Here is a 25,516-nt window from a genome sequence, read left to right as displayed (position 1 = left end):
AGCGATTAGCTATTTTCCTTTTCTGACGTAGCAGAAGAGGTACTCCATGCGGAATCGAACCCACCCGGGATTGTCCATACCCGGGTGGGTAACTCTCCTGGTAAATACTGGTTATTTTGCGAACAAAAGACCGGCCCGGCAGGATCGTCTGTATTCATCTGCGCGCGGTAGTCACGCAAGGCTCCCACTGCCCATTTCCCGAGGAAAATCAGGGCTACCAGATTAACCAATGCCATTAGGGCTGTCGCCCAGTCAGCAATCGACCACACTGATTTCAAAGGCAGAATCGCTCCTATCGCCGTAGATGCGATTACCAGCAATTTCAAAGGCAAAGCGGAGCGATCTACGCCCACAATAAACTTGTAATTAGTTTCCGCGTAGGTGTAGTTACCCAGGATGGTGGAATACCCAAAACAAACCATCATTACCATCACGAACACGAACACCACAGTTTGCGTGGTGCTATTTGACCCCAATGAGGTAACTATGGAATCCATAGTCAGCACTGCCCCATCGACATGGTTTTGCTTATCCCAGAAGGGAACTGACATTAAAATAATGAAGGCGGTTGAAGTACACACCAGCATGGTGTCCACGAAAACTCCCAGCGCTTGAATCATTCCCTGGGTGGCGGGGTGACGCACAGTGGCAATAGCAGCTGCGTTAGGAGCCGATCCCATTCCGGCCTCGTTAGTAAACAGACCCCGCTTAGTACCGGTAGTAATCGCGGCAATGAACGCTCCCCCAGCTCCCGCAACTGCCGGCGGCATATAGGTGTTGGATTGTCCGAAGGCTCCCATGAAGATTTCCCGGAACACAAAAGGAATCCGATCGTAGTTTAGGACAATCACCAAGATCCCCATGGCAACGTACAGCAGCGCCATTGCCGGAGCCAGGTACTCCGAGAATTTAGCAATTTTGCGAACCCCGCCCACTACTAGTGGCAAAGTTAAAAGCACCAAGATCAATGCGGTTGCCCAGACCGGGAAACCTAGGTAGTCGGAGTTGGCTAACTGAGAAATCGAGTTTGCCTGGATCATTTCGAAGCTAAATCCGTAGGCAAAGATTAGCAGCACCGCAAACACAATCCCCCAGGTACGCGAGCCTAGGCCGCGTTGAATATAAAAGGCCGGGCCGCCCCGGAAGGTGCCGTCTCCGTTGCGAACTTTAAATAGCTGCGCCAAGGTAGCTTCGACAAAAGCGGTAGCCATACCGACTAGCGCTACTACCCACATCCAAAAAACCGAGCCAGGCCCGCCGGCAACTACCGCCAACGCTACCCCGGTAATTGAGCCCGTCCCTACCCTATCGGCGAGTCCGATCGCAAACGCTTGGAAGGAAGAAACTCCCCCTTCGGATCCGCCACGAGAACGAGTAATTACTTTCAGCATGTGGGTAAACATGCGCACCTGCATACCTGAGGTACGTATCGTTAACCAGATGCCTACCCCCAATAGGGTTATCATCAGCAGCCACACTACCGAATTGTTATAGGCAGTATCGAGGAGGCTGGAAATAGTCTCATTCCACTGTTCAAACGCAGTTAGAGATTCTTTAGCGGCCGAAATCGGCATAGGATGCTCCTTCATGATGGGCGGCTTAACAATTAGCTTTGACTAGGTGAGGGGAAGATACTTCCGAAACCGGTATTAATATACTCGCTCTAGCGGGTAGCTAAAAAATTTGTATATTTCTTAAACTTGGAGAAAAAGCCCCGGCTTCAAAATTAAGCCGGCACTGCCCAAAGATGGGTAGGTAGCGCCTCCACTTTTACGCGATCCCCCACAATGAATGGTTCATCCCTGCTTTGTCGGCGACTGGCCAGTACCCCAAACTCAGTTTCCACCTGCAAAAGATAGGTATCGCCTTCGAAAAGAGACCCCACTATCTGCCCCACTTCTGCCTGGATGGGATCTTTTTTACGTTCAGGGGGCAGGTTACTAATTACTATAGAATAGGGCGAGCCGAGCGCCACTATTTTACGGCTCTGTCCATTGTCACCAGCTAAGCTATCGGCAGCGGGAACCTCCAACTGCTGTCCAAAAGCAGTGAAATGCGCACTAACTTGCCCGAATCGATCAGTGCTGATGAGTGCATTAGTACTAACTTGGGTAGTAGCTCCCAGATAGAGGGCAGTTTGTAGATCCGCAGGGTGGGATACCAGATCCTGAGGGTAGTCATCCTGAATAATTTTTCCTTCGCGCAGCAAAATAATCCGGTCGGCAATCGCGAAGGCTTCCGGTAGGTCGTGGGTAACATATAAAGATGCCGCCCCAATACGGCGGTGGATCCGCAAGATTTCTCCGCGAAGCCGCAAGCGCGAATAGGGGTCAACATGGGCTAACGGCTCATCAAAAAGAAGCCAACGAGGGCGACGCAGCAGTGCTCGGGCTAAAGCCACCATTTGCCGCTGCCCGGTAGATAGCGACCCCGGATATTGGCGCGCAAGCGAACTTAAACCCAGATCGGTCAGCGTGACCTGCAGGTCTTCCGCATTTCGTCCGGCTAAGGCCACATTTTCCTGAACTGTTAGATGAGGGAAAAGACCGTCCCGATCGGCTACCAGCGCACTGGCGCGTGCACCGGGAGAAAAGTCTGAGACGTCCTCGTCTCCACAAAAGATCTGGCCACTACTTGGTTGCAGTCCCGCAATGGCTCGCAATAATGTGCTTTTCCCCGCTCCGGACGGCCCGATAATTACCACTAGTTCTCCCGGATCAACGCTAAAGGACACTGGACCTAGCACCCAATGTGAAGAACGCCAGACCTGTAGCTCTTTTACCGTTAACGCCGACGGTTCCATTTTCCCTCCTCCTTCGGTAGCAGAATAAATAGCACAATAGAAACGATTAATACCGCCAAAGACAGTCCGAATGCCGGCGAATAGTTCGCCTCATCGACCATGGCAAACATTTGCGGCACCACTACTGGAGTATCGGGAGCCGCTACCCACATCAGCGGCGCCGATAAGGTAGTGGAAATCGCGACTACTATCGCTAATGTCAAACTGAAGTAGCGCCTGACGGCGGGAAGCAGTATTTTCAGGCCTGCTTCTACCCTACCGACGCCTAAGACTCTTACCGACTCAAATTCGCTTTGGCCGAGGGCTCGAAAACGGGCAGCCAAAAAATAGGTAACCGGCATGCCGATTAAGAGGAAGGAACACAGCGATAAAAACCCTCCACTTGAAAAAGGCCAGGGCAAACCCTGTTGACGACTAAGCATCCAGCCAGCACCAATGGCGGCTCCGGGCAGGGACAAGATCACAATAAATAAGGCTTCTACACCCAGTTTTCGTCTCTTGGAGCCGGCGCCTCTAGTTGCCGCTAGCACCATCAGGCACAGGCTGGCGGCTAAGGCCGATAGCAACCAGGTGTTGATTACTGACTCTAGCTTGTCGAAGGAAAAGGTTGCGTGTGCCAGCAGATAAAGGAGCAAGCACGCTGAGCTCACAGCATAGAGGCATACTGCTATAAGTGGCAGTGGCCGGGCAGGCTCCAAAGAAAAACTACGCTCTCCTAGGGAGGAAGCCGGGAAAAACCGGCGGTAGCTAGAGAAATATAGGCCGATTAAAATCCCGGCTACACATAAGCAAAGAGCGATTAGTACCAGGGAGGCACGTCCTAAAAATGCGGTTTCGAAACTGCCGGTGGATCGCAGCCACAATGAGTGAGCCACGTTCATATTTTTTCCTCCCACCAGGTCAGGTACCAGCGGGTCGGAAAGAGCTAAAGAGAAAGTAACCCCGAGCGATAGAGGAACCGAGACCAATAGTGGCCGGGCGATTATTAGCCGAAAAACCTGCCGCTTATTAAGCCCCAAGATTCGCGCCTGGTCTAGTTGATCGGGTTGAATGGTTTGCAAAGTGGAGCGGGCAGAAAAATAGGCTAAGGGCGCGAGCGAGAAAGCAAAAACCGCGATTACTGGTAGCGGCCCAACTAGGGCGCTCGCAGATGAACCCGCTAATGAGCGTAAGGCGCTGGCAACGATAAAGGGTGGGATCGCGATGGGACACAGGCACAGCATGGTTGCAAGTTGACGATAACGCTCCGGTAAAAACCGGGTTCCTAAAGCTGCGCTGCTACCCCAGAAAGTGGCCAGGATTGCCGAACCAATCGCCTCTAGCACAGATAGTCGGATGGCAGCAGTAATGGCTTCCTCTCCGGGGCTAGATTTTACGATCGCCGCCCGAATGACAAAGACAAGTGGCCAAAGAGCTGCGATAACACAGAAAGCAATAATAATTGACCAGCTCAGGATGCGTAGTAATATCTTGTTCACTTCCTCCACTCCTGCCTGGCAAACCAAGTCAACCACCGATCACGATCCGCGGCTGATTTTTGCGGACGCGCCGGCAGAATATAAGGATCGTCCTGTTCTAACCGCGAAGCTAAAGAACCGGGGATAGACCGAGTAATCGCCAGTTGCGGGGTGGCAGATTTAACGGCGACCTCTTGGCCGGATTTTTGTGACAGCCAATCAAGAAACATTTTTGCTTCGCCTACGTGGCGCGCATTCTTCAACAGGGCGGCTGAACCAATCTCATAGGAGGTGCCCTCTTGTGGATAAGAGATAGTAACTGCCTTGTTAGCTTCAGTTTTGACGGCGCAATAGGGGGTGAAGGTAATCGCAATCGCGGCTTCTCCTGCCAATACCATTTTCACAGGAGCAGTACCAGAGTTCGTAAGGCGGGCTACATTGTCATAAAGGTTCCTAATGGCAGTGCTCGCCTGGTCACCATAGATTTCATCCAGTACCCGCACCACGGTGAAGGCGGTTCCCGAAGTAAGCGGCGAAGAAGCGGCCACCAGAGTGCGATATTGCGGGTTGGCAAGCTCGGCCCATGATCTAGGTACCGGTAAGCCCCGGGCGGCTAAAGCTGCTTGATCAGAACAAAACCCCAGTAAAGAGCCATAAACCCCGAACCAGTACCCCTCGCTATCGCGCATTGGACTCGGAATATCACTGATTCCCGCTGGCTGGTAGACAGACAGCAAGCCGCGCCGCTTAGCTAGCACATAGTTTTCTGCCGGGCCTCCCACCCAAACATCAAACTCACGGGTTTTGGGGCTCGAAGCAATCCGGGTCAAGGCTTGGGCAGTCGGCAAACGCAGGTAGGAAACATTTTTTCCAGTGGCGGTGGCATAGGCATCCCGCCAGTTTTTGCAGATTGATTCTTCGTTAGAACAGATAAAAGCTAGTTGTTCTTTTCCTGCGGGGTGGCATCCGCATAAAACCATGCTCAAAAGCAAAGTCAAGAGAACTAACAAGCGAGAACGCATGTCAGTAACGATAGCAGGCTGGCGGAAACATTTCGGTTTCCGCCAGCCTGCTTTGGTTATTTTGATTATATTAGGATCCTTTAGCGTCCCTTAAGCGTAACGCTATGCCCGCTCGTCCAGTTTTTGTTTATGGGCGCTCATAATCCGCCGTTCGTCGCGTCCTACGATCGCAAAGATTAATACCGTCAATACCGAAAAGACGATAAATACCATAAAGGTGAGGTTCCAACCGAAGTTATGAACCAGTAGCCCGACTCCGGTGGAAGCCAAAGTAGCTCCCAGCAAATATCCAAATAAACCGGTAAATCCAGCGGCAGTACCCGCCACGTTACGCGGAGACAGGTCAATAGCCTGTAAACCAATCAGCATCACCGGACCGTAAATAAGTCCCCCAATTAGCGCTACCAGCAGGATCAATACCCACATGGGGGTTCCTACCGGAGCCAACCAGTATCCCAGGATGGCTAGAGCAGTGCAGATAGTAAAGAAGATTCCTGCCCCCGAACGGTAGCCTTTAAAGACTTTGTCTGACATCCAGCCGCATAGCAGCGTACCGACGATCCCCGCGATTTCATAGGCGAAGATACCTGCCAGACCGGAACCAATCTCGGCGTGATGCTTTTCGTTCATGTAGACCGTAATCCAGTTCAGTACCCCATAACGCAGGGCATAGACAAATACGTTAGCCACTGCCAGCATGACGATCGTGCGGTTGGTGAGGACGTGTTTGAAAATCAAATCCTTGGCGGACATCTTTTCGCCCTCGTTAACTTCCACTTTGGCCGGGTCGTTGCGGTATTCCTCGATCGGGGGAAGCCCGAGAGATTCGGGAGTATCCCGGATCAATAGGAAACCAATAAACGCTACTATCAGGGCGATTACCGCGGGCAACCAAAAGGCTGAACGCCAGTCATCGGCGGTCCAGGCCAGGCCAATACCTACCAGGGTGGGTAGCAGGGCGCCCCCAACGTTATGGGCAGTATTCCAAATAGAGGTGATGGTACCGCGTTCATTAGTGGAGAACCAGTGTACTAATACCCTTCCGCAAGGAGGCCAGCCCATACCTTGGAACCAACCATTCAAAAACATGACGGTCGCAAAGATTCCTACCGAGGCGGTTACCCAAGGCACGAAAGCTACTACTAGGTTGGTACATGCCGACAGTGCCAGGCCGATCACCAGGAAATAGCGGGCGTTGGAACGGTCAGAGATCATCGCGGAGAAGAACTTCGATAGCCCGTAGGCGAAAAGAACCGCGTTCGCGATAATCCCCACTCCGACTTTGTCAATGCCGGTGTCATCCATCAGCAAAGGAGCGATGGAGGAGATATTGTTTCTAATCAGATAAAAACCGGCATATCCAATGAAGATACCCAGGAAAACCTGCAATCGCAGACGGGGGAAAAGTTGTTTGACTTTATTTTCGGGCAGTCGTGGCGCCGGCAGGGGTGCCTTTAGCCAGGAAAGACCTTTAGGGGATGCCATAATTCACTCCGCTGTGTTCGTGGCGGCCGAAACCGCCTTATGGAAACTTACAGACTCTAGTTTGCCTGGCTATTGGTAACAACCAGCGGCAAAAGCGGTGACAGGCAGTAACGATGCTGTTACCCATAAATCACTTATCTTGCCCGAGATACTCCAAAATATAACCGCCACCGCGCAGGGTATGAATCATTTCATCACTGCCGGCAGCCCGCAGTTTGGCACGTAGGCGGTAAATAGTAGTTTTTACCATATCGCGGCCGCCCGAAGTAGAGGTGGTTTCCCAAACTTGATTTAGTAGTTCCCGAATAGTTACTGCACCCCCGTTGGCCTCAGCTAATACTCGCAGTAACTTAAATTCGGTTTCCGAAAGCTTTAGATCTTTAGCTTGATAGTAGGCACGTCCGCGCGCAGTATCCAGCGACAGCGGACCTAGTTCACGTCGGGGTTCCACCTGCCGCATTTTGTGGGTACGACGCAAAATTGCTTCTACCCGCAAGGATAGTTCCCGCGGGGAAAAGGGTTTCGGTAAATAGTCATCGGCACCCGCCTGCAACCCTTCGATGCGCTGCTGGGGATCTCCCAGGGCAGTAAGCATTAGAATCGGAACCTTTTGCGTTGACCTAATACGTTTTGCCACTTCTACCCCCGACCCATCAGGTAGCATTAAATCCAGTATCACCAGCGCTAGATCGGAAGATTTAACCAATTTCCAAGCCGAGGCCGCACCGGAGGCCTCCAATACTTCGCAACCGGTTTCCTCCAGAGTATAGCGAACAATTTCGCGCATTTGCGCTTCGTCATCTACTACCAGCACCAGTGGTTTCACTTTTTTCCTCCCTTGGGCAAACTAACTACAAATGTAGTTCCTCTTCCCTCCAAAGTGTCAACCAATACCTCTCCCCCATGACCGCGAACGATTTGAGAAACTACCCCCAGTCCTAGTCCCGCCCCTGAGTTCACAGTTGCAGCTTGGCTGGTTTGTCCCCCATAGTAGGTGAACAAATCGCGCCTCTGACTTTTAGAGATTCCACCGCCATTATCGGTGACTTCTAAAATAACTTGCGATCCGTCTGGGAAGGAACGCACCACGATTTTTACACCTTCCCGGCAGTGCCGAGCCGCGTTATTTATCAGGTTCCAAATCACTTGCGAGAGTAACTGCCGATCCCCATATACATAGAGCGGCGCCCCGGGATCGGTTAGCAAAATATCGACCGCTAAAATTTCGCGTACCTGCGAGGCTGCCTGCCGTACTAGCTCGCGCAAATCCACGTCTTGTTTGTCTAGTCGCAATCCTGAGCCGCGAATCTTAGCTCCGGTTAAAAAAGTTTCCGCTAAGCGAATCGCGTGCGCAGAGTTAGTGGTAACCGTGTGCAACAGGCGGCTTTGTCGCTCATCCAAAGGAGTAGATTCTAAAAGTTCCGCCGCCCCAGAAATCAACGCCAAAGGGGTACGGATTTCATGGGACAGAATATCGGTGTTGGTAGCATCATTGGGCAGCTTCGCTCTGCGCCGAGGCAGATGCCATATCCATTTATGGAGAGCGTAGCCGCCTAAAACTCCGCCAGCCAGCCCAATTAAAAAAACTAGGATTTCCACCGTTATCCGGCATTTCGCCGTGCCCGGGCGGCAGCAAGCTCGTCGGGAACTTTCAGTTCTTGCTTAGCCGACTCTACCGGCAGTTCCGCTAGGGTGCCTTCAATCTCTCGCCATACGCGTCCTACCGCGATCCCAAATACGCCTTGTCCCCCCTGCACCAGGTCAATTACTTCGTCGGTGGAGGTGCATTCGTAAACGGAGGCACCATCGGACATTAGGGTGATAGAGGATAGCGAGTCCACTCCTCGCTTAGATAGGGCGTCGACTGCTATTCGAATTTGTTGTAGGGATACTCCCGTATCGAGGAGGCGTTTTACAATTTTTAGTACCAAAATATCGCGGAAAGAATACAGGCGATGGGAACCGGAACCTTTCGCGGAGCGAATAGTAGGTTCTACCAATCCAGTTCGCGCCCAATAATCTAGTTGCCGGTAGGTTATCCCGGCTGCTTTACAAGCGATAGGGCCGCGGTAGCCGGTCTCGGTATCCAGATCCGCTAAGGTATCTCCAAATAACATGCCTTGCGAACGCTGTGGGCGCGGCTGCCTATCCATGGGCTGACTCCCTGACGATGGTTTTAAGTACTGTCTTAACGGTATTTTCTTTGCCCTGGTCGGTCAAGAACCTTTTACGGAAAGTCTCAAGCTTGACTTGAGGTTTAATTCAGCTTTTCCGCAGAAACCCGCACCATCTGCAAAAACATTTGGGCAGCTGCTTCGGACAGTTCTTGCGTCTCCGATAAATGTCGCGCCTTTGCCACGCTATTAGCACGGTAGCCCGCAGGAGTAGCCGCCCGCTCCACCAGGTCTAGTAAACGCAGGGCAGCAGTTTTCAAGAACCGCAACTGACGCGGAGGAATCCCCTGTTCCACCAAAAGGCTGGCCAACTTTACTATTTGATGACTGCGAGGAGGAAACCGCCCTGCCAGATCCGGGGAAACTAGTCCTGCCTGCACAAAAGAGCTTAATTCCGCAGTGGAGACCCCACTTAAGTCCAAAAGCTCACGGGTTGTAAGGGTACCGTCACTCGCCGCAGAGGTAACCAATTGCCCTTCGGAGGCAATCAGTCGCGCCGCCTGTTGCGGAGGGGGTACCTCACTGAGAGTTTGCCCCGCGTCTAGTTGCGCTAGCTGTTCGCGAATAACTCGCAGGGGCAGAAAAGAATCACGTTGCCGAGACAGGCAAAAACGAACCCTCTCGATATCGGCAGCCGAATACTTGCGGTATCCCGAGGCGGTACGAGCAGGAGAAACTATCCCCTGGTCTTCCAGGAAACGCAGCTTAGAGACCGAAATAGTCGGGAATTCACCTTTTACGCGTTCGACTACTTTGCCGATCGAGAAAACCGGTTTAGTGGATACTCCCGCCGGCCAAGACGCAGCTTTAGTCTCAAGTTGCGCGCTCCGCCTCGCTGATGCCGCCCCCAAGTCTAAGAATCCCTCCGGGAGGCATAGTAAACCATCCGATATTTTCCGATCTGCACACTATCGCCCGTTTTCAACTGGATAGAGTCTACCCGCTCGCGGTTTACATAGGTTCCATTAAGGGAACCGGCATCGCGAACCACGTAACCGTCCTCTTCGCGCACAAAATAAGCGTGTTTACGCGAAACGGTGACGTCATCCAGGAAAATGTCGCATTTGGGTTTGCGTCCTACTGTGACTTTTTCCGCGTTTAGTAAGAAGCGAGCTCCTACGTTCGGGCCGCGCACAACAACTAGCAAAGCTGACCCCTCTGGGAGCTGCGCAATGGTGTTGCGAGCATCTTCCGAAAGCACGCTACCTTCGGCCATATCATCGTCCCTAATAGCACCAATAACCGCGGTAGTTATGGGATCTGCCAAGCCGTTATCGCTCATGGAGTCCTCCTCTTGCTAGTTCCTTGCCCGCCTATCCTGGCAGGCCTTTCAATGTTAGCGCAAAACTTTTTCCGACTCACCAGTTTGTCACATATTGGTAACAAAAATTTTCAGTCAAAAATATTAGGTCGCGCCAGGGCTGGTATAGTTTGCGCCATGAACGAACCCGTATCGCATCTGGTCCTAACCTTGTCCTGTCCTGACCGTCCTGGAATTGTCCATGACGTAACGAAAGTGATTGTCAAGGTAGAGGGCAACATTGTCGATTCCCAACAGTTCGATGATCCCGAAACTAAAAGTTTCTTTATGCGGGTAGAGATCCACACCCGGCGCAACGTCCAGGAAGTTAGGGAGGCTTTTACCCCCTTGGCGCAGCAGTACTCGATGCGTTGGAGCGTCAATGAGGTCGGCAAGAAGGTCCGCACCATCATTATGGTTTCCAAAGAAGGACATTGCCTCTCTGACCTGCTATATCGTCGCCGTAATTTGAATCTACCGCTCGAAGTGGTGGCAGTAATCGGTAACCACCCGGATTTGGCGCCTCTCGCCCAGTTCTATGATGCGCCCTTCTTGTGTATCCCGGTGACAAAAGACACTAAAACAAAGGCAGAAGAAGAGCTGCTCGCCCTCATCGATGCGGAAAATGTGGAACTGGTAGTGCTTGCCCGCTATATGCAGATCCTTTCCGATAAGGTTTGCGAGCGCCTGCACGGCCAAGTAATCAATATCCATCACTCTTTCTTGCCTTCTTTCAAGGGGGCACGTCCCTATCACCAGGCGCATCAGCGGGGAGTGAAACTAATTGGGGCAACTGCTCATTTCGTAACCCCCGATCTAGACGAAGGTCCGATTATTGCCCAAGAGGTGATTCCGGTTTCGCACCGGGACTCTACTGCCTCTATGGTGCAAAAGGGACAGGATGTAGAGCGTAGGGTGCTGGCTCAGGCAGTCACCTGGTATTCTCAGCGGCGAATCCTGCTAAACGGTAACCGCACTGTGGTTTTTTAATAGGGCGCGTTTAGAGGGGTTCGCCCGGCACGTTTTTGCGGGCGCGCCCTCGCAGAAGCGTCTTACTTTTGACACTTAGGACACCAGTAGCTGCGCCTGCCGGCCACTACCTGGTCGCGGACGCTAGCCCCACAACGCCGACAGGGCTGCCCTGAACGCTGATAAACCCAAAAACGCCCTTGAGAGGGATCATCTGTAGTGCAGATCAAGCCTTCTTTAAGGCCGCGGCGCATTTGGGAACGCAAATCTTCCCACAGCGCGCGTAAACGTTTTATCGAGACTTTAGCCGCCTGCCGGTTTGGGTTAATACCGCAACGAAATAGGCATTCGGCGCGGTAAATATTACCGGGCCCGGCGATAAAGGATTGATCCATTACTACTTCGCCTATCCGGCGAGTAGTTTTGCGGGCTCGGTCAATAAAATCCTGATCAGTGCAAGAATCTACCAGTGGATCGGGGCCGAGGCGGGCTAAAATTTTATCTACCCCCTCTTTATCGAGTAGTTCGCACTGGTTAGGGCCAGACAAGTCCGCTACCGCTCGCGAAAACTCTAACCGCAGCCGCACGTTTTCTCCGGGAGGATTCGGCTGAAACTGCCCGGAAAAATGTTTATAGGTATCGCCGGGGTGCTCACCGGGCATCCGCGGGGCTCCGATGTGACCAGGTAGGGCTATCCCCTGCCCTGCCTGAAACTTCCAAGAACCATATAGCCCCAGGTGTACGTGCAAAGTCGCTGGCTGGGAAATATCAAAATCTAGGAACAGGTGTTTACCCCACGCCCAGGGGCGAGTAATTTTTGCGTTATCCAGGGCGGCAGCGCCCTCAGAAAACCGTCCCTGCGGGGAAGATGCGTGGCAAATACCAAGTTTTGCTAACTCGGTAAAAGCGATGGCTAAACGGTGAATAGAATGTCCCTCTGGCATACGGCAATTCTTGCCTAGGGCGCTACGTTTGCCAAACCGCCGGGAATATTTAGGCTTGAAGCATGAGTGAAAATTCCTGCGGGCAGACTCCGCGTGTTCAAGATGACCTTTACCGCCATATCAACGGCGCCTGGTTAGCTAGCTATAAAATCCCGGCTGACCGCGCGGTTGATGGGGCTTTCCGTGACCTGGTAGAGGAGGCGCTAGTTCACTGCCGCACCCTTTGTGAAAATGCGGCGGCCGGAAAATTGGAACGCCCGCAGCAGGCGGAAACCAGCAGTGAGCGTTGGGCTTTTGATGCGAGCCGTATTGGGCAACTCTTTGCGGCCTACCTGGATCAAGACGCCCTGGCCGCGCAAGGAACTTCCCCGATTGTTCCCCTGCTAGAAAAGGTGGGAGCCTGCCAGAACCGGGAAGAGTTAGCCCGGGTACTTGGGGAGTTAGAACGGGAAGGCATTGATTCCCCGGTTGCTTTCCTGGTCAGTATCGATGCTGAAAATCCGCAGCGTTATATCGGCCAGTTCTATCAGGCGGGGCTGGGCCTGCCCGATGAATCCTATTACCGTGAGGATGAACACCGGGAGATTCGGGAAAAATATCGGGAATTTTTGGCAAAAATGGCTTTAGAAAGCGGGATTGTCGCCTCCGGGAAAGAAACTGACTTCGCCCAGCAAGTGTTTGATTTTGAAACCCTGCTAGCCAGTCACCACTGGGATGCAGTGCGCAGCCGCGACGCGCAAGCTACTAATAACCCCACCACTTTCCAGGAGTTCATCGGTAAAAACCAAGGGTTTAACTATACCGCTTGGGCGGAGGGACTGGGGCTAAAACTTAAGGCCGGAGCTGACCCGATTAACGTGTACATGCCTTCCTATCAAGAGGGATTTGCCCAGCTGTGGGCGAGCACCGATCTAGCCACCTTAAAACAATATCTGCAGATAAAAGTGGTTTTGGCGTTCGCTGCCTACTTGGATCCAAAGCTACAAGAATTGCGTTTTTCCTTCTATGGCACTACCTTGTCGGGGACTCCTGAGCGGCCCGAGCTGTGGAAACGCGCAGTAGGCACCGTGGAATCAGTATTAGATCAGGCGCTCGGGCGCGCCTATGTGGCCTATCATTTCCCCCCGAAGCGTCGCGACGCGATGGAGGAACTGGTAGAGGCACTTTTACAGGCTTATCGGCAGGGAATAGAAAAACTTGATTGGATGGGGGAAGAAACCCGCAGGCGCGCCCTCGAAAAACTATCCAAATTTTCTTACAAAATCGGGTATCCGCGCTGCTGGAGGGACGACTCTAAGCTACGTTTTAGCGAAGGCGACACCCTGGTAGACATGATTCGCGCTTCCAGTGCCTATGAAACTGACTTCCAGCTGGCACGGATCTTAAAACCAGTGGATAAAGAAGAATGGCATATGAGCCCGCAAACGGTTAACGCCTACTATTCTCCGCTGACAAATGAAATCGTCTTCCCCGCCGCGATCCTGCAGCCTCCATTTTTTGATCCTAAGGCTACTAACGCCGCTAACTTCGGAGGGATCGGCGCGGTGATTGGGCACGAAATCGGGCACGGTTTCGATGATCAAGGATCCCACTACGACGGTGACGGCCGGCTCACTGAATGGTGGACCCGGGCCGACCGGGAAGAGTTCACCAAACGCACCGCGGCTTTAATTGCGCAATACGATAGCTACCGCCCCAGTGAACTACCTGATGAGGAAGTGCACGTCAACGGCGCCCTCACTATCGGAGAAAATATTGGGGATCTGGGAGGGTTAGCTATTGCTTTTAAAGCTTGGAAGAGGGCGCATCCGGAAGAGGACAACTTGGCTCCCGATTTCTTTTATTCTTGGGCCAGGGTGTGGCGTACTGCGATCCGCCCAGAAGCTGCCCGCCAGCGCCTAGTGGTAGATCCCCACTCCCCCGCCGAATTCCGCTGTAACGGGGTGGTACGTAACTTGGATGCTTTCCACGACACTTTCCAGACCACGCCCGCCGATAAGCTCTGGATGGAGCCAGCCGAGCGGGTAAGAATTTGGGAATAGGCACGCACTAGAGCAAGCATTAAGATAGGTCTAAAAAACAGGAGAGGAAATGCCGGGTACAAATCTGACGAAAACTGAGGCACAAGCGCGCAAGAACGCTATCGGAAAAGTTGATTACACCGTACAGGTGGAGCTATCGGAAAGTGGGGAAACTTTTCCCTCCCGCACGGTGATTGATTTTGAAGCTGAAGCGGGCGCCAGCACTTTCGTGGATTTAATTGCCCCTAAAGTGCGCTCCATCCAGCTAAATGGACAAGATTTGGACACTGATTGTTACCGCGACAGCCGGATTGAGCTTAGCAACCTGCAGGCGGAAAACCATCTGGAAGTAGTGGCCGACTGCGCCTATATGCATACTGGCGAGGGCGCGCACCGCTTCACGGATCCGGCCGACGGCCTCACCTATGTTTACACCCAGTTCGAGGTACCCGATGCCCGCAGGGTGTTCGCCTGTTTTGAACAACCGGATTTGAAAGCTACCTACCAGTTCTCGGTGACGGTACCGGAAAGTTGGACGGTGCTGTCGAATATGGATACTCCGCGTCCGCAATCGTTAAAGGTAGAGCGTGCCGGGGATACTAAGCAACATGTTTTCCATTTTGAACGCACGCCTTTGCTTTCCAGCTATATTACTGCTCTAGTTGCCGGCCCTTACCATAGCGTTAAATCGGTACTCACCAGTATTGATGGGCGAACTATTCCCTTGGGGGTTTACTGCCGGCAATCGCTAGCTAAGTATCTGGACGCGGATTTTGTTTTCGAGCAAACCATTGCGGGGTTCCGTTTTTACGAGTCTCACTACGGTCGCCCCTATCCTTTCACCAAGTATGACCAGATTTTTGTTCCCGAATATAATGCGGGGGCGATGGAAAACGCTGGTTGTATTACCTTCCGGGATGAATATATTTTCCGCACTAAACCTTCGGGGGCGCAGTTAGAGCAGCTTACCAACACGATTTTGCACGAGCTGGCTCATATGTGGTTCGGGGATCTAGTCACTATGAAATGGTGGGATGACCTGTGGCTAAATGAGTCTTTCGCCGAGTTTATGTCGTATTGGTGCATGGCAGAAGGCACTCGCTTCCAGGATGCCTGGACCGGGTTCACTATGCGCAAAGTCTGGGGAGTCAACTGTGACCAGCTGCCTACCACTCACCCGATTGTGGCACCCATCAGCGACCTGGCAGATGTGGAAGTTAACTTCGATGGTATTACCTATTCCAAGGGCGCCTGCGTGTTGCGGCAATTGGTGGCTTATGTGGGTGAAGGTAATTTCTTGAAAGCGTTGCGTAGCTATTTTGCAGCCCACGAATATTCCAATGCTACTTTGGCGGATTTCCTGGGAGAGCTAGAGAACGCCAGTGGACGCAACTTGACGCAGTGGAGTAAGGTTTGGCTGCTAGAGGCCGGGATTACCCAGCTGGAGTCGCAGATTGAAAGAGACGCGAGTGGTAAGGTTACCAGCTTCAATATTATTCAGTCTTTGCCGCAGGAAGGCACCAGTTTGCGTCCGCACGCCACTAGCGTGGGCGCCTACGATTTTGATTCCCGCGGGAAACTGGTTTTGGTGCGCCGCGTCGATGTAGATGTTAAAGGCGAGGTGACCGCGGTTCCGGGGTTAGTGGGAACCAGGCATGACGTCTATGTGCTTAACTACGAGGATTTAGCGTATGCGAAGATCCGTTTTGATGCTGATTCCTGGGAAGTGTTGCGCACTCGCGTTGGCGATTTCGCGGATTCTTTGCCGCGAGCAGTCATCATGTGTGCTGCCTGGGATATGGTGCGTGACGGGGATCTGAGCGCTTCGAAATACCTAGAGATGGCTTTGGGAGCGCTCAAGCATGAAACTAATTCTTCGGTGTTGAACGGGATTTTACGGCATATCCAGGGCGCTTTGATCTACTATGCTGCTGACCCCGCCAGTGCTCATCGTCTGTTAGCCCCGGCGCTTTTAGCTTTGGCAGAGGAAGCAGAGCCGGCCTCGGATCGGCAACGCCAATTGGTGCGGGCATTCTTGCAGGTTGCGGGAGCTAAAGAAGCACCTGAAATTGAGCGTTGGTATGAAGAAGGTAAAATTCTCGAAGGCGTTAGCGTAGATACGGATCTGCGTTGGGATATGCTCTTTGCTTTAGCAGCCAATGGGCAGGCCAACGCGGATACGATTCGCAAAATGGCAGAAAGTGACGACACTATTACCGGTCGGGAGAATGCTTTCTTGGCGCGCGCTGCCCTGCCGGGTCGGGAAAATAAGGCACAGTGGGCGCAACGGGTTCTGGAAGACACTTCTTTGACCAATGGGCAGATTGATGCCTTGACTGCCGGGATTGCGCGGTCTCTCTGGCTGCAACCAGCAGATGGTGCCGATATAATCGAGCCTTATTTTGCTGCGCTTAACGATATTTGGGATCAGCGCACTTTGCATATGGCTGAATCTCTAGTTGGAGGACTGTACCCCTTAGCTCTGCAAAGCCGGGAAGGCTTTGACCTGGTAGAGCGGACGGAGCGTTGGTTGGCGGATAATCCAGATACCGATAAGGCGCTGCGTCGCCTGGTGCTAGAAGAACTAGATGGGGCACGGCGTTCGCGGCGCGCCCGCACCGGTAAATAGTTTGAATCTTCATATTTACCTGGGGTGGAGCTTTAGGTTTGCTCCACCCCAGGTTTTTACTCCTAGGTAAACTACCCGCGTATGGTTTAGGTTAGTTTTTTGGATACAGCCCGCTCGATTTGTGCCGTAATAGCGGGTTAATAGCTGAAATCATCTTCTAATCTTCAAAGAACGTACGCCGGTTTGCCCTGCCTGCGCTGATTTAACGGAAATCTCGGGATTTGGTGGGGACTGGCAGATTTAACGGCTCGATTTTATCGGCTAGTAGCGCTAGGGCTCCGTCTTTGGCTTGCAATACTCCCCGCACGATTAGGGCGTTTTGGCTGAGGGCGAGGCGGCGGTAATGCTGCCAGCAACCAACTTGGCAGATTACGTTTACTAGCCCGGTTTCGTCCTCTAAAGATAAAAACACTACCCCTTTGGCAGTGTGGGGGCGCTGGCGGTGAGTAACTATCCCCGCGCACCGGATACGTTTGCCGGCTAAATGCGGGCGTAACCCAGCGGCCGGGAGGATTCTGCGCCGGTTAAGTTCTGGCCGGAGCAGTTTCGTGGGGTATCCCCACAGGCTAATTCCCAGGGCAGAGCTGTCCCATTTTACTTGTTCCCCGGTACTTAAGGGCGCGAAGTTAGGTGTCGCCTCGCTGAGGGCGAGCCCCGGTAGTTCTGGCTGGTAAAAGCGTTTTTGCGGGGCAGCTAGCAGGGGCGCACGCCAGAGTCCTTCGCGGCGGGTGATCCCCAGGGAAGAAAGCGCGCCCGCGCCAGCCAGCAGTTCTAGGGCGGCAGTGGGCAAAGGTACGCGGGAAGTAAAGTCCTCTAGGGTTTTAAAACGCCGCCCACAGTTGTCATTACGAGCGGCAAGAATTTTTTCTATCCAAGCCGAGCGCATTCCGCGAATCTCCGCTAACCCCAGGTTTAGGGAGGTAAGCCCCTCCCCAGGAACCGAATCTTTCTGGGAGGTGTTTACGTCTGGACGTAGGATCTTTAATCCGTGGCGGCGAGCATCGGAGATTAATGATTGCGGGGAATAAAAACCCATCGGCTGGTTGGCAAGGATCGCGGAATAGAATACCGCGGGATAATAGGCTTTTAGCCAGGCGGAAGCATATACCAGGTAGGCGAAGGAAAAAGCGTGGGATTCTGGGAAACCGAATTCGGCGAAACCGGACATTTGTGCCCAGATTTTTTCTTGTACCGGTGGCGGGATCTGGTTCTTTTCCATGCCTTTGAAGAATTCAGCGCGCAAATCAGCCAGGTGTTCCCCCGGGTTTTTACGTCCCATCGCCCGGCGCAGGTTATCTGATTGGGAACCGTTAAACCCGGCGGCATCTTTAGCTATCCGCATTAGTTGCTCCTGGAAAAGGGGCACCCCCAAGGTGCGTTCCAGGGCGGGTTTTAATAGCGGATGCAGGTAAGTAACTTTTTCGCGCCCTAAGCGGCGCGCCAGATAAGGGTTTACTGCTTGCCCTTGGATAGGACCGGGACGAATCAAAGCCACTTCGACTACCAGGTCATAGAAACATTTTGGTTTCAGGCGCGGCAGGGTGGACATTTGGGCACGGGACTCGACCTGGAAAACCCCGACGGTGTCGGCTGCCTGTAACAGCTGGTAGACGCGCAGGTCTTCCGGGGGTAAGTTATGCAGGCGCCAAGGCTTTCCGGAGGGCGATTTTTCGCCCCGCGCCTCTAAAGTCTCAAAAGCGGTACGCAGCGCCCCCATCATCCCCAGGGAGAGTAAATCTATTTTCACTAACCCGGCTTCGGCGCAGCTATCTTTATCCCATTGCACCACGGTTCGCCCCGGCATATTCGCCCAGTTAATCGCGGCCACTTCGGTAAGCGGTTTATCGGAAAGCACCATCCCGCCGCAGTGTATCCCCAGGTGGCGAGGAAGTTTTTGTAACTGTCCCGCTATTTTTCGTACGTTTTCCGGTAAAGAGTTGCGGTCTAGCCGCGCCCATTTCGCGGCGGTCTTGGCATCATAGCCGAGGGCGCGGGAGGCATCTTTTAGCGCGGCTCGCGGGCGATAGCTAATCACATTAGCCACTTGAGCGGCATTTTCCCGTCCGTATTTGTTATAAACGTGCTGAAGTACTTTTTCGCGCTGACTAGATTCAATATCCAGGTCAATATCGGGCAGATCTTTGCGGTCTGGGGTTAGGAAACGGTCGAATAGCATCTGGTGACGCACCGCATCTACCGCGGTGATTCCCAGGCAGTAACAGACTGCCGAGTTGGCGGCGGAGCCACGTCCTTGCACATAGATACCGGAGGAAAAACAGTAGTCAACTATTTCTTTCACAATTAGGAAGTACCCGGAGAATCCTTTTTGGAAAATCACTTTCAATTCTTTCCTAATTGTTTCTGCCGCTTTTTCCGGCACCGGATCCCCGTAGCGGCTGCGAGCTCCCTGCCAGGAAAGCTGCTCTAAGTAGGAATCGGCGCTATAACCGGGCGGCACCCGGGCTAAAGGTAGATGCGGCACCGGGGTAGAAAAATCAAAAATCAGGTCTTTACCTATTTGGGCAGCGTTATCGACTGCGCCCGGAAAATGCCGATGAATCCGAAGCATCTCAGCTGCGCTACGCAACATGGCATGGCAAGCGGGCAAGTCGTCTTGGATTTTATCGAGAGGACGCGCCAGGCGAGTGGCGGTCATAACATCTGCTAGGCGCTGACTGGCGGGGTTAGCACAGCGGGCAGCGCTGGTGGCTACCAGGGGTAACTTGGTTTTGCGTGCCAAGTGAGCTAGCTGTGCCGCTAAGCGCTCTTCCCCATCGAAACCGGCTAAGGCGGCCTCTACCGCGATATTTTCTGCCCCAAACAGCTCTTTTAGCTGCTCGAGGAAGCGGGTAGCCGCCGCGATTCCAAAGCGGTACAGTACGCGGCGGAGCGGCCCGGCGCGGGTGCCGGTTAATACTAGCCACTGTCCTTTTGCCCAGGAGGCTAACTCGGATAGGTTTTGCCGGTCTGCTTCCCGCCTGCCGGCTGCTAGGTGATGGGCACTGATTGCCCCTGTTAAAGCGGAATACCCCTGGCTAGAGCGGCAAATAATCGGCAGATGGGTTTCGTCTTCTAAAGTAAATTCGCACCCTGGCAGGAAGGGCAGCTCGGCTTGGCGGGCGGCGGCGCGCGCCTCCATTAACCCGTAAACTCCGTCATAATCGAGTAGCGCCAGGCCGGATAGCCCCAGTTTTTTCGCCCCGTGCACCATTTCGCCCGGTGAACACGCCCCGACTGCGAAGGAATATGCCGAATGAGCGTGCAGCTCGATATAGCCACTCATTTTTGCCCCTCCCAGGCATCTAGCCACCAGGAGGATTTGCGGAACACCAGCAGTAAGGTTTCTTGCTCGCCGTAAACCCGAAGAAAGATTCGCGGTCCTAGCCGACTGGGAGCATCTGGCCGCCACCACTGTCCATTTATGGGCCAGGGGCCTTCGGTTTTTTGTACCTCGATTTTCCGTCCGGCTACCTGCACCCATTTGACCGGGGCTTTTAGCTGTCCGTCTTTCCCAGGCAGGATTCGCCGGCCGCGGCTATCGATAATTCCCGCCGGTTTGGGGTGCATGAAAACTATTTCCGGGGCTACCCCACTAAGCGCCCCGATTCTAGGGCGCGGCCGCTTTTGGCTCCCCCGCTCTTGCCAAGTTTTTAGTTCAATCACTGACCGCGGATCATAACCGCTAGTTAAATGAGGTACCCGCACCCCGGTTTTACCTAATAAAGAGCTGGCATTGCGGGCTGCCTGATCTAGTTCTTGGGGAGGATCTGTGTTTCGTCCCCAAAGCGGGGGCATTGCCTGGCGGGCATCCACCACCTGTAAGGGATGGAGTTCAATCTGGGAGACCGCACCCAGAGCTTCGTTGCCGCTACCTCCAACCGTAACCGTATCTAACTGGTGTTTTATTCGTTCTACTAGGTCTTTGCTGTTAACGGTTACCCCCAGGTTCCAGCTGCGACTAAGTACTTTCCCATTTTCGCAGCGGCAAATAAACTGCACCTGGGTGCACACCAGTCCGCTCGCGCACAAGTGGGCAAACATTTCCACTACTAGCGCCCTAGCGGGCAGTAACAGCTGGGTGAGGGAGCTGGCGGGCGGGGTGAAGAATTGGTAGAGGCCGGGTGAGGCGGGCGAGGTTTTCACCCTGGCCGCGTCCTCTAGATTTTCCCCGCTCGCTAAGTCGTAGCTAAGCGCCCCCAGAGTGCCGAAACGGCGAATCAGCGCCGGACGTCCCAAGGCGGTAAGTTGCCCCAGGCTGGTGATTCCCAGATGGGTTAGGCTGCCTACCATTTTAGTTAGGTACTGGTCAGAAAAATCGAATCCGCTTATTTTTATCCCCGGACGTAAGAAAAAGTCCAGGCTACTTAGGGGCTGCGCGCTAAGAAAAGGCATTACCCCAGGGTCGGCAATCAGCAGCTGTTCGCGGGCAGCTAGGCACGCCGCTAAAGTACCTCGAGCGATTCCGATCTGCACCGCGTATCCTATCTGCGCTAACTGCTCGGTTAGCTTTTCGGCGAGGTTAGATTCTGCGCGGCGCTGACTGCGACTGAGAGGGGCGGTTATCAGCCCTGGGAACCAACACTTGGGGGCATAGAGTTGCTTTCCCGCGGCCTCTAAAACCGGTTGGAATGCCAGTTCTGCCTCTGCCGGTGAGTAGGGTTTTTCTTTGAGGGAGGGGCAGAGGACGCGCGCTTGCTTTAGTCGCATCTGCGGTCTGATTCCGGCGGCTCTCGCGGGGGTAGTCACTGCCTGTACTCGCCCGCCGCTGCACAGCGCCACTGCTTCATCTAGGGGGAGCTTCGCGGCTTGGGCTGGCCAGGCGGGGATATAGAGGGCTAGTAATCTCTCGTTCACCTCGCCCTCCTTGCTTTTGTAGGGCTAGTTAGGAGGAATTCAAGGGGCAGGGACAAGCTTAATAATACTGGTAGCAGGGTTGCAGAGCACTGAGTATCCATCACGCACTCACCTTTATAGCGGTTACTGCCCCAAGGGAACTTGCCGAGTGTAGGGCGTTAGATTCTAGGGAGATAGCGCCTGCCCAAGCCGGTGCAGACAGAATTACGCAGCCGGAGCGGCGCGCTTTCGCGGTTAGAATGCGTTGTTGCTGCGGGCCGTAATCTACCATCCCGATAGCCAGGACTGCCGCGCAGGGTACGAAAAGTTGGGCACATGCCAGGGCGCTGCCGCCGGTATAGGGAATGGTGATTACCCGTCTTAAGTCCAGTCCGATTTGCCAGGCGCGCTGCCAGCCTAGATCGGGAAAGTCTAGGAATACTGCCCAGCCGCTCTCCCCCATTTTTTCGGCGGCTATCTCTAGCAGCCCAGCCCCGCCCGCTACCTGTTGATAGGCGCTAGCCAGTGGCTTTACCGGGCGAGGACGGTTCGCCAAGACCCGGCGCGCCCTTTCTAGGCGCTGCAACTGAGCAGATTTATCGAACATACGTTCGATTATAGGGAGCCTCCCCCGATTTGTCACCCCTTTTTCCGGGAGTGCGTTTGGGGTTAACGCTCGGGTGCTTTGAGCTTCGATTACCCCTTTATTATCTGGGAATTTTCAGCAATATTTCGCACACTTTGCATGACTTCATCCCAAGTAAGGTTTTCTACAAAAAAAAGAATCTCTCACATAGTTACCCCAGAGTTTACGCATCGTCTCGTCTTGCGCCACGATATTCAAAATAGATTTCATCTCACTAACCATCTGAGAGGTATGCCTTTTGCGGCTAGTAACCAGAAACGCCTCTCTCAGCAGATCGAGACGATATTTTTCTTGGGTTGCAATCACGTGCACATCGTAGAAGTCACGCATTCTGGTATTGAGAGCTCCACGCGTCATAATAGTTTCCAGCTTTTCCGCGAGTAGCGTCTCGACACTGTATGTCCATAACTTGATATACCGGTCTTCGAACATGAGCTTGTAGGCATATTCGACAGCTTGGGGCGTGATCGCATCTCCGGTAGAGATATCGATTTTAATTTTCTGTCTTAAACGATCAAGAGTCGCCTGCAACACGAAGCGAACGCCAGGATAATCATGCCCCTCCATTACGTCTTCCACTTTGGTGATAGCAAAGGTAACGCCATCGTCAACCTCTACTCCGATAACGTCTTCCACGATTTTTGCAGCTTCTTCTTGGCTTAGAGTGGCCGAGCGAAGCGTCGTGTCGATATCCATGGTTGCCCGCGTATGTAATCCAACCAGCGAAGCCACGAGCATGCCTCCCTTGAGAATAAAGTTATCTCGATAAGCGGAAAGGGAAATGCGCTCCAAAAAGCGCTCCATAATGAAAATACGCAAAAGCGTTTGACTTTTTGTGCTGTCACCAGAAGTAAGGTTCCGAATTTTTGCTTTCAGCTGCACTGACGTCCGGATCACAGCATTACCTCCGTATAGATTCTTAACTGAGATTCAATACCAAGATTTTTTGCATATTCACCCAGGTGATTGAGGTTTTTCTTATTGCTTACCATGTACTGCTTCATCGCATATTGAAAGACCTGCACATCCATGCTTGCCTTATTCTTAATAATGTCGCAGAGCGTTCTGTTCATATCATAGGCACAGACAGGGTTGCCAAAGTCGGTGCGTACAGAACAGGCGCCGGCTCCATAGGTTTCTGCTTTTTCTTGCGTAACCTGAATGCCCCGTTTTCGCAAGTGCGTAGCGTTATACCCAGCTGGAACTGTCACGCAAATTCGAGCGGGTTCGCGCTCCATTAAACCATGCAAGAAAAGAGCAGTTTCATGTGAAAAAATCACTTTCTTATTCAGGAGCTGCAGCTGATACAGGCTGTCCTCCCAAGCGTCATCAGCTAGATAGACACCATGCCCCACGCGTCTTAGGTTTTGCTCTTTTACATAGGCTGCAAGCGTGGGCTTGGAAATACCAGATTCCAACACCTGGGCTGTTGTCAAATATCCATTGCCAGCATCAACAAGTTTATCTAGTACGACGCTTTTACCCACATCCTCACCTTACCTTCTCGCTCTCAATATAAAAGTTAGGAGCGTAAAAGTAAAGCATGTAGATATTTCCCTATTTTAAAGGTAAAGATCAGTAGTTCAGAGCCTAAAAGAGATCTGCGTGACTTCCGGTTGCAACTAGGGACAGCACCAGCACGTCGTCTTGCTTGTAGTAAATCAGCAACCAGTCTGGTTCTATACGACACTCTCGATGTTTTACCCAGTTGCCAGTCGACATTTTTCCGGTAAAGGAGTATCGCTCGCCAGAAGGTCAACGATCCTCGCTAGTTTTCCGAGGTCTTTTCCCCGCTTTTTTGCAGCTTTGAGTTGTTTGCGAAACTGCGAGTAGTATTTAATGGCATAGCGCGCCATTAGTCGTCCTCGCTAAGAGCGGTAGAAAACGCTTCACGGGCACTTGCGTAGCCGGGAACACGGGGATCTTTGGCAATCTGTTCCGCCTCTAGCATGGCGGCTACCGTCTCCCTATTGGGGTTGCCTAGTTGGATCTGAAAAGGAATGGCACGCTCGCGGATAGCTTGCCGCACAAAAATGTTGAATGCGGTAGAAAGATTCATTCCCATCTCGTTAAACAGCTGATCCGCCTCTTTCTTCAAGGCCGCATCCATACGAATACTGATATTTGTTGTAGCCATAATATATCCCCTTTTGGGTGCATAGTATGCTATTTGCACGAATAAATCAATGCTTTTTATAGTAAAACTAGCACTTAATTTAGGCTTTCAGGCACCAACTAAAGCTGAGAATATGGTTTCAGGCGGTACTTAACTGGGCGAGACTAGGCGGGGTAATAAACCTTGGAAGAAAGCGGTTAACGATTCTTAGCGGCTCTTCGTTTCATACATTGAACCATTTGGTTACGGCGGCGATCAATGCGCCTAGTCATTTCTCGCATCAAGTCACGCCACTCTTCCATTGAGGTCGGATTTTTGTTAGGCAACATTTTAGGTTTGTTTTCTTGGTCGAGCCATTCGTTGAGAAACAACTTATCGCCCTGCTCTCTGCTTTTCTCAACTAAGGTATGGAATGGCGTTCCGACATCGCAATTCTTGTATACGAGTGGGTCTTCAGGATTGAAATGGTCAAAGTAATAACCCAAAGTTCGATCCCAATAATCTTCAGTACAGGTTGCCCGAGCGGAGTTAAATCCGTCAGGAACAATAATCAGATTCGCATAAGTGTAGGCATGTCGGATGAAATTCTGAAGTACCTTATCTCCCCAGAACTCTTGAAATTTCTGTTCAGCACGTTCTTTTTTCATATCTTTAAGGAGAATCTTCGGATAGGTCTCACGTCCACCAATACCGCCATTTAGGTCTTCTTGCTTTCGTTCGTGGTGATACAACTCCGACACTTCCTCTCCCCACTTATGATTGTCCTTAACGAAAAGACTTAACCCTTTTCCGAAAGTAGTAGCCACCGAACACATCCAATCACCTTGAACATACTGTTCTGGATTTTCGCTGAAACTGTTTGCCTCTGGGCGTAGGCTAAGGCCTGATTTTTCTAGCAAGCCTTTCCATATTTTCTTGTAGAACTTTCGAGCTTCCTTAGAAGAATCAGGATCTTCTACCCCTCCTCCTGCTCTGTATTCAAGCCACGTGCGGACGTGATCTTTACTCGGTTCTTTAGAAAGTGTGGGGTCCAATAAAAAACAGTTGAGGTCAAAGAAATCAATCATAACTTCACCCTAATAGTCGGTATACGAATCCGGAAGATGTTTGCACTAAT

At 52.5% G+C, this 25,516-nt stretch carries 21 protein-coding genes and 1 pseudogene; 3 read left to right on the top strand and 19 right to left on the bottom strand.

The window, feature by feature from the left end; genetic code table 11:
• Positions 1-5: 5 nt before the first annotated feature.
• From RDM26_RS05350 to RDM26_RS05305, 10 genes are all read right to left on the bottom strand, one after another.
• Positions 6-1,574, bottom strand: a complete 1,569-nt coding sequence (locus tag RDM26_RS05350; RefSeq protein ID WP_307737976.1) for an amino acid carrier protein — start codon at positions 1,572-1,574, stop codon at positions 6-8.
• A gap of 152 nt (positions 1,575-1,726) precedes the next feature.
• Positions 1,727-2,803, bottom strand: coding sequence for an ATP-binding cassette domain-containing protein (locus RDM26_RS05345; RefSeq protein ID WP_307737975.1), 1,077 nt, complete (start codon positions 2,801-2,803; stop codon positions 1,727-1,729).
• The gene (locus RDM26_RS05340) at positions 2,785-4,281 is read right to left on the bottom strand and encodes an ABC transporter permease subunit (protein ID WP_307737974.1); all 1,497 of its coding nucleotides are present in this window, start codon (positions 4,279-4,281) and stop codon (positions 2,785-2,787) included. The genes RDM26_RS05345 and RDM26_RS05340 overlap by 19 nt, the downstream gene beginning before the upstream one ends.
• Positions 4,278-5,240, bottom strand: a complete 963-nt coding sequence (locus RDM26_RS05335; RefSeq protein ID WP_307737973.1) for an extracellular solute-binding protein — start codon at positions 5,238-5,240, stop codon at positions 4,278-4,280. Before RDM26_RS05335 ends, RDM26_RS05340 begins: the two co-directional genes overlap by 4 nt.
• Before the next feature lie 144 nt (positions 5,241-5,384).
• Positions 5,385-6,767, bottom strand: a complete 1,383-nt coding sequence (locus tag RDM26_RS05330; RefSeq protein WP_307737972.1) for an MFS transporter — start codon at positions 6,765-6,767, stop codon at positions 5,385-5,387.
• A 130-nt stretch (positions 6,768-6,897) separates the two neighbouring features.
• A complete protein-coding gene (locus tag RDM26_RS05325) occupies positions 6,898-7,593 on the bottom strand; it encodes a response regulator (RefSeq protein ID WP_307737971.1) in 696 nt (231 codons plus the stop codon).
• Positions 7,590-8,366, bottom strand: a complete 777-nt coding sequence (locus RDM26_RS05320; RefSeq protein ID WP_307737970.1) for an ATP-binding protein — start codon at positions 8,364-8,366, stop codon at positions 7,590-7,592. The genes RDM26_RS05325 and RDM26_RS05320 overlap by 4 nt, the downstream gene beginning before the upstream one ends.
• A 2-nt stretch (positions 8,367-8,368) precedes the next feature.
• On the bottom strand, positions 8,369-8,920 hold the full coding sequence (locus tag RDM26_RS05315) for a MerR family transcriptional regulator (RefSeq protein WP_307737969.1): 552 nt from the start codon (positions 8,918-8,920) through the stop codon (positions 8,369-8,371).
• A gap of 104 nt (positions 8,921-9,024) precedes the next feature.
• Complete coding sequence (locus RDM26_RS05310; RefSeq protein ID WP_307737968.1) at positions 9,025-9,792, bottom strand: MerR family transcriptional regulator; 768 nt, start codon at positions 9,790-9,792, stop codon at positions 9,025-9,027.
• Positions 9,793-9,794: 2 nt separating this feature from the next.
• The gene (locus RDM26_RS05305) at positions 9,795-10,223 is read right to left on the bottom strand and encodes an FHA domain-containing protein (protein ID WP_307737967.1); all 429 of its coding nucleotides are present in this window, start codon (positions 10,221-10,223) and stop codon (positions 9,795-9,797) included.
• Between the two features lie 156 nt (positions 10,224-10,379).
• Between RDM26_RS05305 and purU the strand changes: the two genes are divergently transcribed.
• A complete protein-coding gene (gene purU / locus RDM26_RS05300) occupies positions 10,380-11,231 on the top strand; it encodes a formyltetrahydrofolate deformylase (protein ID WP_307737966.1) in 852 nt (283 codons plus the stop codon).
• A 62-nt stretch (positions 11,232-11,293) separates the two neighbouring features.
• Here purU and RDM26_RS05295 read toward each other — a convergent pair whose 3' ends face one another.
• Positions 11,294-12,154, bottom strand: a complete 861-nt coding sequence (locus RDM26_RS05295; protein ID WP_307737965.1) for a zinc finger domain-containing protein — start codon at positions 12,152-12,154, stop codon at positions 11,294-11,296.
• Between the two features lie 62 nt (positions 12,155-12,216).
• Here RDM26_RS05295 and RDM26_RS05290 point away from each other — a divergent pair, with 62 nt between their 5' ends.
• Both RDM26_RS05290 and pepN read left to right on the top strand, forming a co-directional pair.
• The gene (locus RDM26_RS05290) at positions 12,217-14,196 is read left to right on the top strand and encodes a M13-type metalloendopeptidase (protein ID WP_307737964.1); all 1,980 of its coding nucleotides are present in this window, start codon (positions 12,217-12,219) and stop codon (positions 14,194-14,196) included.
• A gap of 49 nt (positions 14,197-14,245) precedes the next feature.
• Positions 14,246-16,804 carry an aminopeptidase N gene (gene pepN / locus RDM26_RS05285; protein WP_307737963.1) on the top strand — a complete coding sequence of 853 codons (2,559 nt, stop codon included), beginning with the start codon at positions 14,246-14,248 and terminating at the stop codon, positions 16,802-16,804.
• 202 nt (positions 16,805-17,006) lie between these two features.
• Here pepN and RDM26_RS05280 read toward each other — a convergent pair whose 3' ends face one another.
• From RDM26_RS05280 to RDM26_RS05245, 8 genes and pseudogenes are all read right to left on the bottom strand, one after another.
• The gene (locus tag RDM26_RS05280) at positions 17,007-20,087 is read right to left on the bottom strand and encodes an error-prone DNA polymerase (protein ID WP_307737962.1); all 3,081 of its coding nucleotides are present in this window, start codon (positions 20,085-20,087) and stop codon (positions 17,007-17,009) included.
• Positions 20,084-21,658, bottom strand: a complete 1,575-nt coding sequence (locus RDM26_RS05275) for a hypothetical protein (protein WP_307737961.1) — start codon at positions 21,656-21,658, stop codon at positions 20,084-20,086. Before RDM26_RS05275 ends, RDM26_RS05280 begins: the two co-directional genes overlap by 4 nt.
• A gap of 100 nt (positions 21,659-21,758) precedes the next feature.
• Positions 21,759-22,244 (bottom strand): hypothetical protein, encoded by a 486-nt coding sequence (locus RDM26_RS05270; protein WP_307737960.1) that lies wholly within the window; start codon positions 22,242-22,244, stop codon positions 21,759-21,761.
• 144 nt (positions 22,245-22,388) lie between these two features.
• Positions 22,389-23,180: a nucleotidyl transferase AbiEii/AbiGii toxin family protein gene (locus tag RDM26_RS05265; protein WP_307737959.1), complete on the bottom strand. Its 792-nt coding sequence runs from the start codon at positions 23,178-23,180 to the stop codon at positions 22,389-22,391.
• Positions 23,177-23,770: an AbiEi antitoxin N-terminal domain-containing protein gene (locus RDM26_RS05260; RefSeq protein WP_307737958.1), complete on the bottom strand. Its 594-nt coding sequence runs from the start codon at positions 23,768-23,770 to the stop codon at positions 23,177-23,179. Before RDM26_RS05260 ends, RDM26_RS05265 begins: the two co-directional genes overlap by 4 nt.
• 103 nt (positions 23,771-23,873) lie before the next feature.
• Positions 23,874-24,139, bottom strand: a pseudogene (locus RDM26_RS05255) (type II toxin-antitoxin system YafQ family toxin).
• Positions 24,139-24,420 carry a type II toxin-antitoxin system RelB/DinJ family antitoxin gene (locus RDM26_RS05250; RefSeq protein ID WP_307737957.1) on the bottom strand — a complete coding sequence of 94 codons (282 nt, stop codon included), beginning with the start codon at positions 24,418-24,420 and terminating at the stop codon, positions 24,139-24,141. Before RDM26_RS05250 ends, RDM26_RS05255 begins: the two are co-directional and overlap by 1 nt.
• Before the next feature lie 176 nt (positions 24,421-24,596).
• Positions 24,597-25,466 carry a hypothetical protein gene (locus RDM26_RS05245; RefSeq protein ID WP_307737956.1) on the bottom strand — a complete coding sequence of 290 codons (870 nt, stop codon included), beginning with the start codon at positions 25,464-25,466 and terminating at the stop codon, positions 24,597-24,599.
• Positions 25,467-25,516: the final 50 nt, after the last annotated feature.

It is taken from the genome of uncultured Varibaculum sp. (assembly GCF_902489465.1).
Lineage (GTDB): Bacteria > Actinomycetota > Actinomycetes > Actinomycetales > Actinomycetaceae > Varibaculum.
The sequence above is the reverse complement of the archived record's forward strand: the minus strand, read 5'-3'. Positions and strand labels throughout refer to the sequence as shown.